The organism is Posidoniimonas polymericola (assembly GCF_007859935.1).
Taxonomy (GTDB): domain Bacteria; phylum Planctomycetota; class Planctomycetia; order Pirellulales; family Lacipirellulaceae; genus Posidoniimonas; species Posidoniimonas polymericola.
In genome coordinates this window covers 130,792-148,516 of record NZ_SJPO01000005.1, presented here as the reverse complement: position 1 = coordinate 148,516, position 17,725 = coordinate 130,792, and the positions used below count along the sequence as shown (strand labels likewise).

The following is a 17,725-nucleotide window of genomic DNA, read 5'->3' as shown; positions in this document are numbered from 1 at the left end:
CGCGGCTCTACTGGCTGCGACGTGCGACTCCCGCTGCTGCTAGGATACCACAAACCAGGGCTTCGGAGCCAATCCAGGCCAGGCGGACCAGCACGGTTGCGGCGAGCGCCGGTTCGGGTCCTGCGGCTGGGGCAAGCAGGGCGACCATCAGTCCGTCGCGCACCAACAGCCCGCCGGGGATCAGCGAGAGGAAACCCGCCACGACCGGCAGCGTCACCGCGAGCAGGCAGGCGAGCAGGTTAACCCCCGAGGGAGGGAACGTGTCGACAACGGACCGCACCGCCAACCACAGGCTCAGCGCCATGCCAACCCAGCTGGCCGCCGCGGCGAGCCAGCCGACGCTGAACAGCCGCCAGGTGAGCCGCGGCGGTTCGGCCTGGTCCGGGTTGCGGCGCCGCTGGATGAACGCGATCAACCGGTTCATGACCGGCGGGCAGATCGGCCCCGCCGAGCCGACGGCGAGCCCAAACGCCAGGAGCTTGGTCCACCAGGGCTGCTCCATGGCGAGGCCGGGGACAAGCAGCAACAGCCCCGCCAGCACGCCCCCTACCGCCATCAGGGTAAGGGTCTCGACGAACACGCTCGCGGCGATCGGGGCTGTTTGCCCGCCGAGCGCCCGCACCGCTCGGGTCCGCAGCACGACCACCATCGCCTTGCCGGGAACATACTTGCCGAGGTTGCCCATGTAGTACGCGCGGAGCACCGGTCCGGGCGCCGCCGGCTGGCCCCAGGCGGCGAGCACCCGCCGCCAGTACAGGCTGATCGGCAGCATCGACGCGGCGTAGACCAGCGCCGACAGGACCGCCACCGGGAGGCTCGGCCGCAGCGGCGAAGCAGAGAGGCCGCGGGCGGCGTCGCTCAGGGTTTGCCCGAAGGCCAGGAGCACTACCGCCAGCACGGTCGCCTCGATCCCGCGCTTGACCCAGCGGATCGGCGGCTGGTGCGGGGCAGCGGGACGGTTGTCCACGGGGTGGGGCGAAGGGCCGGCGGCCATTGGGTTCCTGGGGAGGTCGTTCGAGGGGGGCTTGGTCGGCCTGCACTTTGCAATCCACGCGACGCGTGGCAAAGTATCCCATAAGCTTACCCGCCTCTCGGGCTGACGAGAACGCCGACCAGGAACGCCCCGCGTATGACAAACCCATCTAAGCCTGCCAAAGAGACCGCCGCCCCGCGAGCGATCCCCCGCGTTGTCTCGCTGATCGCGTTGGTAGGCGTGCTGGTGCTGACCGCGGTGTTGTTTTTCCAGGTGATGGCGTTGTTTGTGGTGCCGCTGTTCCTGGCGGCCGTGCTGGTGGTGGTGTTCGAGCCGCTGTTCAAGTGGTTTGTGCACAAGCTGCCCGGCAAGAAGGCGTTGCCGGCCTTTTGCACGACCGCGGTGATCCTGCTGGCGGTGTTGGTTCCCTGCGTTCTGTTTGGGTTGCAGGCGTACGCCGAGATCGCGCCGCTTACGGCGGTCTCGTCGGGGGAGCCAGGCGCCGATCCACGGATCGATCCAGCGTCGCGGCTAGGAGTGTTCGGTCAGCTCTGGAACGCCGATTTTGACAAGCTCTGCCAGCCACAGCCGGACCCCGAGTCGGAGGAGTACAACGCCGATGAGGCAGTCGGCGTGGTAGAGCGCGCACGCCTCACCAAGATCGCCGACGCCTACAAGCAGGTTGTTGGCAAGCCGCTGACAACCGATGAATTCAACCGCCTGAAGCGACAGGCTTTGTCGATCGCCGGCGAGGAAGGCCCCCATTCGCTGCTGGTTGGCCTGAAGGCGGTCGGCTCAATCGCTCTTGGCCTGTTGGTGATGACGGTGTCGGTGTTCTACTTTTTCGTCGACGGGCCGCACATGGTGAAAACCATGATGCACCTCTCGCCGCTCGACGACGCCTACGAGGAGGAGCTGCTCGAGCAGTTCGCTCAAGTGAGCCGGGCGGTGGTTGTGGCGACCGTCCTGTCGGCGGTTGTGCAGGGTCTGCTGGCCGGCATCGGTTACTACTTTGCGATGGACGAGGGGCCGATCTTCCTGCTCACCGTGCTCACGATGGTGCTGGCGATGGTGCCGTTTGTCGGCGCGATGGCCGTGTGGGGTTTTGTGGCGATCGTGCTATTCGTTCAGGGGCACACCGGCGCCGCGATTGGCCTGGCGATCTACGGCGCGGCGATCGTCTCGACGGTTGACAACGTCATCAAGCCGATCGTGCTGCACGGCCAGTCGAAACTGCACCCGCTGTTGGCGCTGCTCAGCGTGCTGGGCGGGGTCACCGCGTTGGGGCCGATCGGCATCCTGGTCGGCCCGATGCTGGTGGCGTTCCTGCAGGCGCTGCTGACGATGCTCCGCAAGGAGCTGGAGAGCCTCGAGGAGGAGGGCGGCCTGTCGATCACCTCGGCTCGGCCGGAGCCGCAGCCGGCGAAGCCCGCCGCCAAGTCGGCAGCCAAGCCCAAGAAGCGACGCTAGCACCGCCCGCGGGGCTCTCTCTAATCTGCCTGGCTTCGCTAGAGTCGCCCCGGGCGTGTGTTGCCCGGTCGCCGAAGGGCCCCTAGCCGCGCAATCGGTGTTAGCGGTGGCGGCCTGCTGTGATAAGTTGTCGCGTAGGCCGAAGGATTCGCGCCCGGGATCGTTCCCAAACTTGGCTGCTTCAACGGAAAGAATCGCATGTCTAGCGTCATCTTGTTTGCCGCGCTCGCCGCAACCGGGATCACCTACGAGTGGCGTCCGCAGGGCGACCCGCACGGCGGCCACGAGTACGTGGTAACCGTCGAGCCCGAGCTGATGCAGTCGGCGCTGGACGGCGACACTCGCACCTTCCGCAGCGACGTGCCCGACAACGTCAAGCACGTCAGCAGCGTCGTGGTGAAGCTGGGCGAGGGCGCCGCCCAGCCGCAGCGGCACGGCGTGCTGAAGCCGCCCGTGCTGGACGACTCGTCCAACGACCCGGCGCTCGATGACGAAGAGTTTGCCCCGATCCGGCACACGGTGCGGCAGCAGACCTACCCGCCGCAGAACTACTCGGCACAGCAGTACCCGGCGCCGAACTCACTGGAGGCCGGCTTCAACGACTGGAGCACCACGGTCGACCAGCAGCGGAAGAGCATCGGCAGCGAGCTCACCAAGGTTGGCGAGAAGCTAGTCGACGAGACCGGCCGCGCCTTCCGCAACGGCGGCCAGATGGTCGAGGGGACCATCGCCAACGCCAACGACGGGCTCAAGAGCCTGATCAACCCCGGCGTGAATCAGACGGCCGCTGTCGGCGCCGCGCCTCAGCCCGGGAGCGGCTACACCCCCTACTCGTACAACCAGCCCACAAATAGTCAGAACGGTCAGCCGACCTACCCGCCCGCAGCCGCGCAGTCAAACACGCCCAGCAATCAACCGTACGGTTCGGTCAGCGGCATTTCTCCGACGCAGGGCCAGTCGGTCAACCCAAATCAGCAGGCCACCGGTCAGCAGAACTGGAACAGCGGCGCCGCACCGCCGCCGCTCGGCGCCAATCCGCCGCAGAACTCCAACTGGCAGAATCAGGCGCCCACGAACCAGTCTCCCTATCCGCCGAGCAATCAGCAGCAGCCGAACCGGGGCGGCACGCAGGACTTGTCGCAGTACGCGTCGACGCAGGGCGGCGGCAATGGTCAGGCGTACACCGACTTCAGCTCGCAGCGCGACGACTCGTACGACGAGCGGTTCGCACCAATCGGCTCGCCCCAGAACCCCAGCAGCCAGAACGCCAATAGCCAGAACGCCAGTAGCGGGCAGCCGACCAACCAAGGCCAGGCCGGTGACTCCCCCTGGCCCAGCTGGCCGACCACTCCGGCGGCCAACACGACGCCGCCGCAGACCGCACAGTACGGCGGGGCCGGCAACTACCAGCAGCAGAATGCCTCCTACCCGCCAGCCGCACCCGGGGACAACCCGGCCGACTGGGGAACGGGCAATATGGGAGCGGGCAACATGGGAGCCCCGTATCCCACGCCCCAACAGCAGCCCACGACAACCGTGGCAACCGACGTGACGGACCAGAAAAGCCGCTCGGAGCCGTGGTGGTACGGCACAGTCGCCCTGGCGGCGATCGGCTCGATCGCCTGGAACTTCTACCTCGGCATGAACTACATCGACGCCCGCAACAAATACCGCGCCGCGCTGCGTCGCAGCGGCCGCGCGTACAGCGAAGTGCTGGACGACATGTAGGCGGGCGATCCGCCCCTTCGGCTCCGACGCTACAGCAGTGTCGGGGCGAGTTCCAACGCCTCCCAGGCAGACGGCAACGGCGCGGTGATCTGCACCTGCTCGTCACGCATGGCGTGTCGGAATCCCAGTTCGCGGGCGTGCAACGCGATGGCCCGATCACGGGGCTCGTCGGTTTCCGGTCCGAACAGCCTTGTCGCGCCGTACTGCTCGTCGCCCAGCACCGGCAGCCCCCGCGAGGACGCCTGCACGCGGATCTGGTGGGTGCGGCCGGTCTCGAGCGTGATCTCGAGCAGCGTCTGCTGGTCCCACCGCTGCAGCACCCGGTAGTGCAGCACGGCGTGCTTGCCGCGGGGGTCGTCCTCGGGGACGACAATCGCCTGGGCCATGCCGTGCCGCTTGTGCAGGCAGTCGGTCCAGGTCCCCTCGTCGTCGGAGGGGCAGCCTTCGACCACGGCCCAGTAGGTCTTGCTGACTGTCCGCTGCTGGAACTGGGCCGACAGCCGCTGGGCCGCCCGCACGTGCCGGGCGAACAGCGTCGCGCCGGACACCGGCCGGTCGAGCCGGTGGATGATGCCGACGTAGATGTTGTCGTCGCCGGCCTTCTCCTCGCGGGACTTCCAGAAGTTGCGGACCCAGATCTCGAGGCTGTCGATGCCGCGTGGCGCCTGGGTCAACAGGCCGGACGGCTTGTTGACCACCAGGCAGGGGCCGTCATCGTAGAGGACATCGAGCGTGGGCATGAGTCGCGGCGCGGGGAGTGGCGGGTGGCAAAGCTAACCACCATAGCGGCGCATCGCCCGGTCCATCAGCCCCGGCGCCAGCCGGGCAGCGAGCACGAACACCTTGGCCCGCCAGCCGGGGATGATCTCCCGCCGTCGCCGCTCCAGCCCGCGGATTGCGGCCCGCGCGACCGCCTCGGGGGGCATGCCCTGCGGCGTGCCCCAGGGGAGCTCGTCCTGCTGGCGGTCGATCAGGTGGCTGAAGAAATCGGTGTTCGTGGTGCCCGGCGTCAGCAGCACGACGTCAATCCCCACGCCGGCAAGCTCCGCCCGCAGGGCCTCGCTCCACGCCCGCAGGGCCGCCTTGCTGGCGCAGTACTCGCTGTTGTGGGGGATGCCACGGTGGCCGAGGATCGAGCCGACATTCAGGATCGCCGGGTCGTCGGCGCCCGTGAGCAGCGGGATCGCCAGCCGGGTCAGCTCGGCGGTCGAGGTAAAGTTGACGTCGACAATAGTCGCCAGCCGCTCCGGCGACGCGTCGGCGAACAACCCGTGGGCGCTGACGCCGGCGTTGTTGACCAGCAGGTCGAGCGGTTTATCGGTCAGCTCGACCGCATCGGCCAGCCGCTGCCGCAGGCCGGCATCGGTCAGGTCGCCGACAACAACGGTCGGCGGTGGGGCTCCGCGCCGCTCGGCCTCGGCGGCGACTACCTGAAGCTCGTTGGGCCGGCGAGCGGTAAGGATTAGGCCCGCGCGGCGTTCCGCCAGGGCTAACGCGATCGCCCGCCCGATGCCGCCCGACGCGCCGGTGACAATCGCCTGGACGCCGTCTAGCCGTCGGCGTGTCATGCGACGTCGTCGATCGAGTCGTCAAGCTGCGAAGGGAGCGAGCGGATCTCGGCGTCGGGGGTCTCGCCCTCGTGTTCCCGGACAATTACCCCCTCGCGTTCCAGCGGCCGCAGCAGGGCCCGCGGGATCCGGCAGTGGACCGTGGTCCGCTCGTTGGAGTACGCCCGGCTGAACACCTCGGCGTTACGCGACAGGTAGGCCAGGGTGCCGCCATCGGCGACGTCAAACTCGACCTCGACGTCCAGGAAGTTCTCGCTGAGGGTCTCGCTGACGGCGGCGGCCAGCCGGTCGAGACCCTCGCCGGTGTGGGCGCTGATCTTCACGGCGCCCGGGTAGCGTTCCTCTAGCACGTGCAGCTGGTGAGCGTCCTCGACCAGGTCGGCCTTGTTGAGCACGAGGATGGTGTTCTTCTGCTCGATGCCAAGCTCGAGCAGCACGTCGTACACGGCGTGGATCTGGTCGAGCACGGCCGGGTTGCTCGCGTCCGCGACGTGCAGCAGCAGGTTCGCCTGGCGGGCCTCTTCGAGGGTCGCCTTGAAGCTGGCGATCAGCTTGTGGGGCAGGTTCTTGATGAACCCGACTGTGTCGCTCAGCAGCACCGGGCCCCAGCCCGGCAGCCGCCAGCGGCGGGTGCGGGTGTCGAGTGTGGCGAACAGCTGGTCCTTGGCCATGACCGTCGAGTCGGTCAGCGCGTTGAGCAGCGTGCTCTTGCCGGCGTTGGTGTAGCCCACCAGCGAAACCGTCATCCGGTCGTTGCGGGCAGAGACCTCGCGTTCGCGGCGTTGGTGGATCTTGTCGAGGTCGCCGCGCAGGTCCGAGATCCGCTTCTCGACCAATCGGCGGTCGGTTTCGAGCTGCTTCTCGCCCGGGCCACGCATGCCGACGCCCATCTTCATACGCGACAAGTGGGTCCACATCCGCTTGAGCCGCGGCAGCGAGTACTCGAGCTGCGCCAGCTCAACCGCCAGGCGGGACTCGAGCGTCTGGGCCCGCGTGGAGAAGATATCGAGGATCAGCTCGGTCCGGTCGAGCACCTTGACGCCGGTCGCCTGCTCCAGGTTGCGGGTCTGGGCGGGCGAGAGGTCGTTGTCGAAGATCACGATATCGGCCTCGGTGCCCGAGACCATGTGCGTGAGCTGCTCGAGCTTACCGCGCCCCAAGTAGCTGTGCGGGTCGGGCTTCTCGCGTTTCTGGGTGAGCAGGCCCACCACGTCGGCTCCGGCCGCTTCGGCCAGACCGGTCAATTCTTCGAGGGGCTCTTCTTCGTGGGGCTGGCCTGCGAGCTGCACGCCAACCAGCACAACCTGTTCGCTAGCTACGCCCTGTTGGCGTTCGAGATCCTTCACGAGGTGAGTTGTCGCCTGGCGGGGTGATAAGGGGGGAGAACTCCGTGTTCCGCGTCTGCCTCTAGTATAAACGCCCGGATGGGGCTGCCTAGATTTGAAGCGGGCTACGCGAGGCGGATCGGGGCGTCAAAACGGCCCAGATTCCGCCCCTCAGGCCGCCCGATTGCGGCCTTTCCGCCCTGGTGGACACGGCCCGGCAGAGCCGGGTTCGCGTCCCCGCCCGACAATCCGGCGGCCACCGCCGCCGAACTCCCCGTTACCAGACGTACTCGAAACCGGCGTGGAAGCCGTGGAACATGGCGTCGGATTGGGCCTGGAAGAGCGATTGCCGCGGGATTCCCTGGCCCTCAGCGTAAGGCGACGCCGCGTTGAAGTTGTCCACCGAGGTCGCTACCGAGGACATGTACAGCACCTCGTAGCCAGCCTTGAGTGAGATGCACGGCGTGATGTCGGCCACCGCCATCAGTCGGGCCTCGCCCAAGAACGAGACCTGCTCGTTGCTGAACCGCTCGTCGATGGAAACCGTGGCCGCCGGGCTGGTGTTGGCCCGGTTGCGGATATCAACCTGGTTGCCGTAGATGCCGGTCTTCCCCTCCAGGCCGATCCGCAGGCCCTGGATCACCGTCATCCAGGCGTCGGCGCCGAGCTGGAAGCCCGCCAGGTCGTTCTCGGCCTCGATGTAGTTCACGTACGTGCCGTTGGCCTGGGTGGCGAAGTTGAACTCGTCCTTCAGGCGGGTCCAGCGGAATCCGTACAGCCAGGTGCCGGTCACGCGTGGGCTGTGGCCAACCCAGTACCTGCGGTAGCTGAGCTCGGCGCTCTGCAGGACGGTCTCGATGGTGGTGTACGCGCTGACCGCCTGGTCGGTTTCGGCCAAGGTCGCCCCGCTAACGCCCACGGCGCCGACCGGGTTCTGCCCGAAGTCGCTGTACAGCGAGTACAGGTTGCCGGTAGTGGCGTCGACTGGAGCCGGGTCCGTGAACGAGGCCCCGCCGCCCATGTCGAAGAAGCCGGTGTAGCCGACCTCGATCACCGATAGCGCGCCGATGTCGTACCGGCCGGTCAGGCGGAAGCCAGACTGGTAGTCGGACGGGATGTCGCCGATGTTCAGCACCTCGGTGCCGCCCGGCAGCACGTTGAGGGTCATCAGCGACTGGTTCTCTAGCGAGCCGTAGTCCGACCGCTGGTACATCAGGTACTCAGCGCTGAAGTCGAAGTAGTGCGGACCGCACTGCTCGGTCATCGGGCAGTAGTTGGCCGCCGGGTCGCCGTAACCGCCTCCGCCACCGTAGCCGGGAGGGCAGCCGCCCTGACAGTACTGGGCCGGGATCACGGCCGGGTCGCCGTGGGCGTCCATCATCTGGGATGGCCCGCTGTTATAAAACCCCTGCGGCCCCCCATAGGGGACCTGGGCTTCGGTAGGCTGGCAAGCCAGCACGGCGGTCACAATCGCCGCGGCGATGGACGCAACAGTGACGCGAATCGTCATGGATCTCCCCCCCAGAGTCGTGTCCCGCCGTTCGATCGGCAGGATCGCATAGTTCATGCTTAGGAACCGCATCCGCGGGCTGGTCTGTTGGAGCTCAGCCCCCGCCACGGTCCGGACGCCCTGTCCGATTGGATCGGGCGCTCGGAAGAGACTATCGGACCAGAAATACCGGTCGAATCAGTCGTTCCGGAACATCCGGCAGATTTTCCCCAGCCCGCCCGACGCCACGCGGCGTTGAATGCACGGGCGACCGCGGGCGGGGCTGGTTTGGTCTAAACCCTTGGGTCGCAATATGTTTGACGCTTATTTCGAGGGCAATTAGGATGCAGGGGTTGCGCACAGCCGGTCAAAACGGCCTAAACAGTGCGTCCCGCCTAGTTGACTGAAACTCTTCCGAGTGACAAGTCGTCCCAATAAGACTCTTTGGGCAGAAGCACTGGGTGGCGTAGCGCAGCAACCCCGGAACCAGAGAAGCCACTCACGCCGAGGAACCCAACCTCGGCCGCAGCGGCATTGCAGCACGCGTAAGGCAACGCGAACAGGGAACCAAACGTGACGATCAACCGACGAATCGGCTTGCAGGCATCTTCGAAGCTCATCAGCGCCCCCACCAAGGGCCGGGCCAAAAATTGGAATTTTGAGCGGCTCGAAGACCGCCACCTGATGACCGGCGATCCGGTTGTCGATCCGTACGCGGCGCTCGGCGTCTCGGAGAGCGAGATGGCCTCAATCGCCGAGGCTGTAGCCGCCGCCTCGAGCGCCTCGGGCGTGCTGCCCAACGACCCCTACCTCGGCTACCAGTGGCACCTGATCAACACCGGCCAGATTGTCGGCGACGGCGTCGAGCAGGACATCTACGGTGTGCCGGGCCAGGACCTCAACGTCGCCGGCGCGTGGGCCCTGGGGTACACCGGCAAGGGCGTGACCGTTGCGGTGGTGGACTCGGGCGTGCAGCTCGACCACCCCGACTTGGCCGCGAACATCTCGCCCACGCTCCGCTACAACGCCCTGTTCGACTACGAAGCAGGCGAGCTGCCCCCGTTTTCGGCCCTGCCGCCGGCGGGTGGTCCTGACCTCTTTGTCCCCGGAGACGCCCACGGCACCGCGGTGGCCGGCATCATCGCCGCGGTGGGCAACAACGGCATCGGCGGCGCCGGCATCGCATACGACGCAACCATCGTCCCGATCACCTTGATCACCGAGCTGTACCCCAACGCCCCCGAAGATGTGGTACGGGCTATCTATTACGGCAACGACCAGATCGACATCTACAACCACAGCTGGGGCTACAGCCCCGGTACTCGAACCGCGTTCGGAGCTCCCGGCACATTCGGGCCCTTCGACCCAGTTCTCGCGGCGTTGCGTACCTCCGCGACCGAAGGCCGTGGTGGGCTTGGCGCCATCCATGTCTTCTCATCGGGCAACGATGCGGCGCCCAGCTTCACCAGCCCGTTGTTCGTTGACGTCGGAATCTGGGACTACGCGGGCTACGATGGCCTCTCGAACTCACGCTTCACGATCGCGGTGACGGGCGTCGACCACGACGGCCAGTACAATAATGTCGATGGCACCTATACGGCGTACCCGGAAGCATCGCCGTCGGTGCTGGTAGCGGGCCCCACCGGCTCGAACGTGCAGGAGATCGGCGGTTCGTTGACCGTTGGCAGCGGCATCTGGACCACCGACATTTACAATCCGAACTTCGACATTACCAGTCCAGTCTTCGACCCCGACTCGATCCTCTTCAACCCCGACGTCATCAAGGAGGGCTTCAACGGCCCGACCGTCGGCCTGCAAGAGCCGTACGACCTAATCTTCGACCGCTTCGCGGACCCGTCGTACACGTCGAAAATGAACGGCACCAGCGCCGCCGCGCCGATGGTTTCCGGTGTTATCGCGTTGATGCTCGAGGCCAACCCGAACCTCTCGTACCGCGACGTCCAGAACATCCTGGTCCGCTCCGCCCGGCAGAACGCGCAGTTCGAGGACCTGGGCGACGGGCTGTTTTCGGGCACCTACGGGGTGACGATCAACAATACCTGGATCACCAACCGGAACGAGTTCTTCCACACGCCCGACTCGACCGATGGCCTCGTCTATCTCCAGGACGGCACGATCAACTACCTCGAGTTGTTCGACGACAGCCGCACCGACACCGGACGCGACTTCATCGATTCGTCCGTGGGAAGCGCACTTACTGTTGCCTACAACCCGGTCATCGATCCCGACTACATTACCCTGGGTTCGGCGACCGACCCGTCGCCGGTCATCCTGACCAACATGATGGACCCCAGCATGTTCGCCAACGGCGCCGGGTTTACGGTCAGCCTCGGACGCGGCCAATACGGCACCGCCGTCGGTTATGGTCACGGCACGGTGGACGCCGAGTTGGCGGTCAAGCTTGCTTCGCAGTGGACCGAGTACCTTGATGACGAGCTCACCTGGTCGACCGGCAAGCAGCAGCCAGCAGATCAGCCGATCGGTTTTGAGGAGATCGGCTCGCAGGCATCGGGGTACCTCGTCGTTCCGGGCCGACTCGATTCGTCGCTGCAGACCACGGCCATCGACCCGGCCTTCTCGGAAACCCCCGCATTCCCGGACGGCAACACCTTCAGCTTCGGCGCCGACTTCCTGCCGATCATTGTTCCCGAGACACTGACGACCGACCCGTCGCAGGGGTTCAACAGCAACATGGTGGTCGAGTGGGTTGAGCTGCGTTTGAGCAGCGTGTTCGGCAGCGTCGACGACATGCGGATCACGCTGGTTTCGCCCGATGGAACGCAGTCTGAGCTGACCAACTACTTCGACCTCGACAGCGGCAGCCGCGGCTACCAGTTTAATATCGCTTCCAACTTGGTGGGCGTCCCATTAGGCGGCGACTTGAGCCAAGAGGCCACCTTCTCGACCAACCGCCACTGGGGAGAGCGGAGTGACAACACGGTCGCCATCGACCCCTCTACGGGCGAGCCGTACCCCGGCGCCCCCGAGCGATCTTGGCAGGTCCACTTCGAGAGCTTCGGCCTTGCCGACAGCATTATCGACTACGAGGTGATCTTCCACGGCTCGCCGCTCGACCCCGCGACGCAGCGGATCCAGGGCTTTGTTGGCGTGGATGAGTTTCGCGAAGACCTCCGCGACGCCGATGGCGACGGGGACACCAGCGAGGTGATCCAGGACGGCCTGTTCAACTTCGACCGCTGGGTCCAGGTACAGCAGGATATCTACAACCCGACGAACATCACGCCGACTAACGACGACCGGCTCGACAACGCAACATTCAGCCGGTTGAACATCCCCTATATCAATTCGGGCAACGGCACGACGGCTCTGATTCAGGTCGAGGACCCGCTCAACCCGGGCGAGTTCATCCCGCAGCTGGTCGGGATCGCCTCGGAATCGCTCGGCAACGGCGGGATCGAGTTCAACCGGCTCGGCGAGGTCGAGCGGGAGCTCGACTTCACACAGGAGGCGTTCGCCGAGAACGTCACGGTGCAGCTCTTCCGCGAGATCGCTGACGGCTCGGGAGGCTCGTCGGTCGAATCCACCCCCTATAAGTCGTTTATCACTGGCGACGACGGAAACTACTACTTCGACGTCGTGCCGCCGACCGACGAAGGAGACGCGGGCACCGGCGATGTGATTGCTTACGTTATCAAGGTCGTGGACGGCGAGGGCCGGACGGTCCTCGACACCGATGCCAATGTGCCGGTGCCCGATCTGGCCGATCCCGAGCCAACGTACTTCATGCCGAAGTACCAAGGCGAGTGGCGCGTTACCGATGACTATTTCTATGCCTGGGACCACCAGGGACGCTCGCCCGAGTTTGTCACCGCCGAGAACCCGCTCTCTGGTTTTGAAGAGAACGTCCTCAGCATCGTCGATACGTTCTCGTATGAGAGCGCCCTGTTCGACGCCAGCGGCAATGCGCTGACGGCGATGGTCTCGGGCCTCGGTTCGGCGGGCCAGGAGATCACCTTCTTCGACGAGACCGGCCTGGATGTCGCCGCCTACACCGGCACGACCCCCGAGCTGGTTGACGCCAACGGTGACGCTGCTGTGATTCTCAACTGGGATCCGACCCCGACTGGGCAAAACGCTAGCCAATTCATCCTGCTCGCGACCGACCCGACCGATCCCAACGGCGGCCTTACGGTGCTGGACCCCGACGGGGAGATCGAGTACACGCTCGATGGCATGACGGGTGAGATTACGGGGACCCCGTTGGATCCCGAAGATGAGCCGGTCACCATCCAGATCAATGGCAACTGGTCGCACCGAGTTACGGACGCCGACGGTGGGGTGACCGATGTCAACGCCCTGCTAGAAATCTATGACCAGTTCGGCCAGCTGGTCACGGTCGAGCAGGACCTCGGCGGCAACTACTTCTTCGTCAGCGCGAGCAACATCCGCACCGACGTCGTGTTCACCCCACAGATGGATACGTACGACCTTGAGGTCGCGGACTTTGGGGCGTTCACTTCACCGATCTACGCGTTCGACCCAACGACGATGTACGACGTCCTCACCGACGAGTTTGGCACGCCGCTCTTGTACCAGGGCGGCAGCGTCGAGGACGACGTGCGGGGCATCAACTTCTTGCTCAGCTCGGGCTCGTCGGCCACGTTTGCCGGTCAGGTCTACACCGACGCCAACTCTGATCTGGTCTACAGCCCCGCCGCGGGTGATGTCGCCAAGGAAGGCGTGCTGGTCTGGGCCGACCTGAACAACGACGGCTCGTTCCAGTTCAGCACCGAGCCGTTCGCCATGACCGACGCCAACGGCAACTACGCGATCGATATGAGCGGCCTGGCCGCGCCGGAGTTCGTGCGGTTCCGAGTCGCGGACCAGCCGGGATTCACCGTGGTCTCGCCGGACGGCGGCTCCTACCTGGAGTACACGTCGCCGACGAACCTGACGGGCGAGTCGTTCGACTTTGTGTTTGAGGTTGGCGACGGCGATCCCACTGGGGACGGCCCCGCCTCGGTGACCGGGCTGGTGTTCCACGACAGCAACCAGAACGGCGTCAAGGAAAACACCGAGTTCGGCGTGGCGGGCGTGACGGTCTACGTCGACGCCAACGGCAACGGCGCGCTGGACGACGGCGAACGCCGCACCACCACTAACGGCGGCGGCGTGTATGAGCTGTCGATTCAAACGGCCGGCACGGTTTTGATCGCGGTGGACGTCACCTCGCCGTTTGTACAGACCGCCCCGTTCAACGACGCCAACGGCAACGGCACGCTCGACCCCGGCGAGGGCTCGCGGACTGTTGTGGTTCAGAACGGCGTGGTGAGCTCGGGCATCGGCTTTGGCGTGGTCAGCCTGGCGGGCCGCGACTTCGGCGACCTCGCCAACTACCCAACCCTGGCGGCCGAAGGCGGCGCCTGGCACCAGGTGATCGCCGGCGTCCACCTGGGCGACGCGGTGGACGGCGAGATTGATGGTCAGCCGACCGCCGCCGCCGACGGCGACGACAACGACGACACCGTCAACGACGAGGACGGCGTCGTGCCCCGCTTCGGCGGCGACGGCGTCATCAGCGACGGCGAGGAATTCGGCTTCACCATCAAGACCGCCGGCGTAGGCTACTTCCTCAATGCCTGGATCGACTTCAACAACGACGGCGACTGGGACGACCCGGGCGAACATGTCTACGACGACATCGACCTCAACCCGGGGACCTGGGTGGCGGGCGTCACGCTCGACTCGGACGGCGAGATCGGCCTGCCGACCATTACTGCTCCGGACGTGGCCGAGGGCGCCCCGCTGGCGGCCCGGTTCCGCTGGGGTGTGGGCGGCCTGAACTACTCGGGCGCCGCCACGATCGGCGAGGTCGAGGACTACGTGTTCCAGGCCTCGACCGAGGCGCTGTTTGTCCTCGAGGGCGACTTTGACAGCAACGGAGTTGTCGACCTGGACGACAAGCAGCTGTGGCGGTCGACCTATGGCGCCACGGGCTCAAACCTGGCCGCCGACGGCAACCGCGACGGCCGCGTCGACTCGGCCGACTACTCGCTGTGGCGTGAGAACTACGTCCCCAAGGGCGACCCGATCGATATTGGCACGAACTCGACCGAGTTGGTTGGCAAGGTCTACCACCAGGTGCCGTTCTCGCCCGAGCAGCTGGCGATCATGGGCGTCGAAGTTGAGATGCAGAAGATCGGCGCCGGCGTCAACGCCCGGTGGGTGCCGGTCTACCGCGTGCTACAGACCGCGCCGGTTTCCGACCCTGTCGCCGCGGGAGACACATCCAACCCCGCCTCGCCAGTTGTGACGGTCGACACGGTAGTCGACACAGTGGTCGACTCTGTCGTCGACACCGGGGTGAACACGTGGGTGGCTCAGTCTTCGGCTCGGCCGGTGCAGGCGCCGCAGTTCCTCAGCCGCTCTGCCACGGTGGCCGACCCGGTTGCCGCCGCGGTGGACGCCAGTGAGCTCGACCTGTTCTTCGCCGAGCTTGACGACGAGTCGGGCGACGACGAAGAGCTGCTGTTCACCAGCTTCGAGTCCGAGGATATCACTGAGGAAGAGCTCGCCCTGGCCCTGCAGAGCGACGACTCCGAAGAGGTCTAGCATCCGCAGTGCAACTTGAAACCTTTGAAGCCGCGTGGGCGCTGCCCACGCGGCTTTTTTTGGGTCCATCCGGGTTTTCCGTGGGTGGAATTCCCTCGGCTCGGGCTCGACAAGAGGGGGGCCGCCCCACCCGACGTCGCCGTCGCGTCGATCCCATCGAGCGGTGAGGACCGACGCAACGGCGAAGACGGGAGGGGCTCACCGAGCTGTTTTTCCTGGGGTTTTCCTGAATCCAGGTCGCGCTTGAGCCCCGTCGTCGTCGCCCTCGCATCGGCCGTCACCTCTCGGCCGCGGCTGATGCGAGGGGGATGGCGTCGGGGCGACCCCCCGTTGTTGTACGTGTTGAGGTCAGAAAACCGCGATCTTCCGAGGTTACCCACGGAAAACCCGGATGGCCCTTTTTTTTTGTAGAAGCAGAACGCCGAATGCTGCAGGTACCTGCAGTCGGTTCTTAACTCTACGCGGCCCAATGGGTGGTCTCGTCCTCGGGCTCCTCGGCGGCGTCGAGCGCCTCGAGGTGGGGCCGGCGGTAGACCCGGTTCAAGGCGAAGCGGACCGGCACCAGGAGGGCAATAAACACCGGGAACAGGATACTGATCGCCGGGTTCTTGTTGAGGTTGATCACCCACAGCACGCCCAGGCAGACGAACTGCACGCCGGTGAACGAGTGGATCACCCAGATCGGCGCCCGGCGGATGTAGTGGGTCATCGGGTACAGGTCCGGGTCCTTGACCCACAGGCTGACCCGCTCGAAGAACTGGTTGCCCGCCATCGACACCACGCCCATGAACAGGAACACGCCGTACAGCACCGCCAGCGGCACGTACTGCAGCCAGGGCAGCAGCAGCAGCGACAACGCGATCAGCAGGTGGATGGCGATGCCGGTAACGCGGTTCTCGCGGACATGGATGATCCGCTCGTGGGGCGAGCCGCCGCGGCGGGCGACCTCCTCGAAGGTTGCGAGGCTACGCACATGGTTGAGCGACCGCACCGTGGCGGCCGCGAACCACGGCAGTCCGAATAGCGAGAATACAGCGGTAACGATCGCCAGCACGCCCAGGTCGAGGTGGTAGCCGTGCCCGTGTCGCAGCTTGTGGTCGGGGCTGTTTACGAGCCTGGCGGTGATGTTCTGCACGAGGAAGATCAGCACCGCGACCAGCAGCCCGGGGCCGGCGGCGGCCCAGCGGACCCAGCCCGGCGCCGCGGTGAGGTCGACCAGCCAGTCGCGGCCGTTGGTGGTCCCGAAGCCGTCGGCGGGGGCTTTGAGGCTGTCGAGGAAGACCTCGTCCATCCAGAAGGCGACCAGCGCCATGCTGGCCAGCGCAATCATCGGGCCGAAGTCGGCCAGGAACTCACGCATCCATGGCAGCAGGTAGTCGCTGCGGCGCAGGCCCGACAGGCTCATCGCGATGTAGAACGTGCCTAGCGCCAGCAGCAGCGACAACAAGGCCGTGTCGTGGTGCTCGTTGGCTTCCAGGCCCTGGAACTCGGCGGCCAGCTTCTGCAACGCGTACTGGATGAAGATCAGCGACATCAACGCCGAGAAGATTTCGTCCGTAAACCGCGTGAAGAACCGCATCAGGAAGCTGGCGTCGAGCAACGACATCAGCAGCAGGAAGCCGGCGGTCCACAGCCCCACCCACCCGTAGGTTGGCAGAAATTCGACGTCCCACGCCTGGCAGAGCTCGTGCAGCTTGACGGTCACCACCAGCACCGGTCCGGTGAAGCCGAGGATGATCAGCGGCTGCCCGCCCAGGAGGGCGTAGATCAACCCACTGGCCGCGGTCGCGACGATCATCTCGACCGTGCCAATCTGGTCGCCGGTGCCGCCCGCCAGCAGGCCGCCGAAGGTCAGGGCGGGCGCCAGGCAGGCGAAGAACAGGAATACGGTCGACCCGATGCACTTCGGGTTGAGCCCGTTGATGAAATCGCGTGCGTACCACGGCGCCTTGCGGGCAATGTCCTGAATCAGCCCTCCGGCGGGGCGGCCGGTCCACTCGAGCCCAACGGCGCCGGGCGGTTCTTCCTCGGCGGTAATGGTTGTCCGCTGCAGGTAGCCTTCTAGCGAACCCGCCAGGTCGTCGGTGGTGCGGGCCTTACCGACCTCGTAGCGGAACTCGTCGTCCGCCATCAGCCGGGCAACGCTGGCCAGCGTGTCGAGGTGGGCCGAGGTCGCGTCCGGCGGGCCGAGCAGGAAGAACAGGTGTTGGGTCGGCACGCCGTCGGGCGCGCCGAGGTTGATCGGGTGCTCGAGCCGCACATACAGCACGGCCGCTTCCTTGATGGCGGGCAGGTAGACGTGCGGCACCGCGACCGCGTGGCCGATGGCGGTCGAGGCCTCGGCCTCGCGGCGGAGCAGGGCGGTCTGGACGTCGGCCGCGCGGTCTTCGTCGACGCGGCCCGTGTCGACCAGGTGCTGCACCGCCACGCGGAACACCGTTGGCAGATCGTGCGCCGGCACGTCGAGCAGCACGTTGTCGGGGTGGAAGCAGTCTCGCAGTACCTGCACGAATACACCTCGGGGGAGCGTTCATGGTGGGGCGTTCACCCGACGGGGGCGGGCGCCCAATCGATGAGA

Annotated in this window: 9 protein-coding genes; 3 read left to right on the top strand and 6 right to left on the bottom strand. The window is 66.1% G+C overall.

Annotated elements, in window-relative coordinates; all coding sequences use genetic code 11:
- Positions 1-7: 7 nt before the first annotated feature.
- Positions 8-994: a lysylphosphatidylglycerol synthase transmembrane domain-containing protein gene (locus tag Pla123a_RS11625; protein WP_146587086.1), complete on the bottom strand. Its 987-nt coding sequence runs from the start codon at positions 992-994 to the stop codon at positions 8-10.
- 135 nt (positions 995-1,129) lie between these two features.
- Between Pla123a_RS11625 and Pla123a_RS11620 the strand changes: the two genes are divergently transcribed.
- Positions 1,130-2,443 carry an AI-2E family transporter gene (locus Pla123a_RS11620; RefSeq protein WP_146587084.1) on the top strand — a complete coding sequence of 438 codons (1,314 nt, stop codon included), beginning with the start codon at positions 1,130-1,132 and terminating at the stop codon, positions 2,441-2,443.
- A gap of 198 nt (positions 2,444-2,641) precedes the next feature.
- Positions 2,642-4,171, top strand: a complete 1,530-nt coding sequence (locus tag Pla123a_RS11615) for a hypothetical protein (RefSeq protein ID WP_146587082.1) — start codon at positions 2,642-2,644, stop codon at positions 4,169-4,171.
- Between the two features lie 29 nt (positions 4,172-4,200).
- Here Pla123a_RS11615 and Pla123a_RS11610 read toward each other — a convergent pair whose 3' ends face one another.
- From Pla123a_RS11610 to Pla123a_RS11595, 4 genes are all read right to left on the bottom strand, one after another.
- Positions 4,201-4,911, bottom strand: coding sequence for an RluA family pseudouridine synthase (locus Pla123a_RS11610; RefSeq protein ID WP_146587080.1), 711 nt, complete (start codon positions 4,909-4,911; stop codon positions 4,201-4,203).
- Positions 4,912-4,944: 33 nt separating this feature from the next.
- Positions 4,945-5,739, bottom strand: coding sequence for an SDR family NAD(P)-dependent oxidoreductase (locus tag Pla123a_RS11605; RefSeq protein ID WP_146587078.1), 795 nt, complete (start codon positions 5,737-5,739; stop codon positions 4,945-4,947).
- Positions 5,736-7,085 carry a GTPase HflX gene (hflX, locus tag Pla123a_RS11600; protein ID WP_146587076.1) on the bottom strand — a complete coding sequence of 450 codons (1,350 nt, stop codon included), beginning with the start codon at positions 7,083-7,085 and terminating at the stop codon, positions 5,736-5,738. Before hflX ends, Pla123a_RS11605 begins: the two co-directional genes overlap by 4 nt.
- A 256-nt stretch (positions 7,086-7,341) precedes the next feature.
- Positions 7,342-8,574 (bottom strand): BBP7 family outer membrane beta-barrel protein, encoded by a 1,233-nt coding sequence (locus Pla123a_RS11595; RefSeq protein WP_197527887.1) that lies wholly within the window; start codon positions 8,572-8,574, stop codon positions 7,342-7,344.
- 552 nt (positions 8,575-9,126) lie between these two features.
- On the opposite strand from Pla123a_RS11595, the gene Pla123a_RS11590 reads away from it, so the two are divergent.
- A complete protein-coding gene (locus tag Pla123a_RS11590; protein WP_146587072.1) occupies positions 9,127-15,147 on the top strand; it encodes a S8 family serine peptidase in 6,021 nt (2,006 codons plus the stop codon).
- A gap of 457 nt (positions 15,148-15,604) precedes the next feature.
- Here the strand turns inward: Pla123a_RS11590 and Pla123a_RS11585 are convergent, their stop codons facing one another.
- Positions 15,605-17,656 (bottom strand): PTS sugar transporter subunit IIA, encoded by a 2,052-nt coding sequence (locus Pla123a_RS11585; protein WP_146587070.1) that lies wholly within the window; start codon positions 17,654-17,656, stop codon positions 15,605-15,607.
- Positions 17,657-17,725: the final 69 nt, after the last annotated feature.

Coding starts and splice junctions, on each gene's coding strand:
- Pla123a_RS11595 (WP_197527887.1), bottom strand. CDS start 8,574: ATGACGATTCGCGTCACTGTTGCGTCCATCGCCGCGGCGATTGTGACC.
- Pla123a_RS11605 (WP_146587078.1), bottom strand. CDS start 5,739: ATGACACGCCGACGGCTAGACGGCGTCCAGGCGATTGTCACCGGCGCG.
- Pla123a_RS11615 (WP_146587082.1), top strand. CDS start 2,642: ATGTCTAGCGTCATCTTGTTTGCCGCGCTCGCCGCAACCGGGATCACC.
- Pla123a_RS11620 (WP_146587084.1), top strand. CDS start 1,130: ATGACAAACCCATCTAAGCCTGCCAAAGAGACCGCCGCCCCGCGAGCG.
- Pla123a_RS11625 (WP_146587086.1), bottom strand. CDS start 994: ATGGCCGCCGGCCCTTCGCCCCACCCCGTGGACAACCGTCCCGCTGCC.
- Pla123a_RS11610 (WP_146587080.1), bottom strand. CDS start 4,911: ATGCCCACGCTCGATGTCCTCTACGATGACGGCCCCTGCCTGGTGGTC.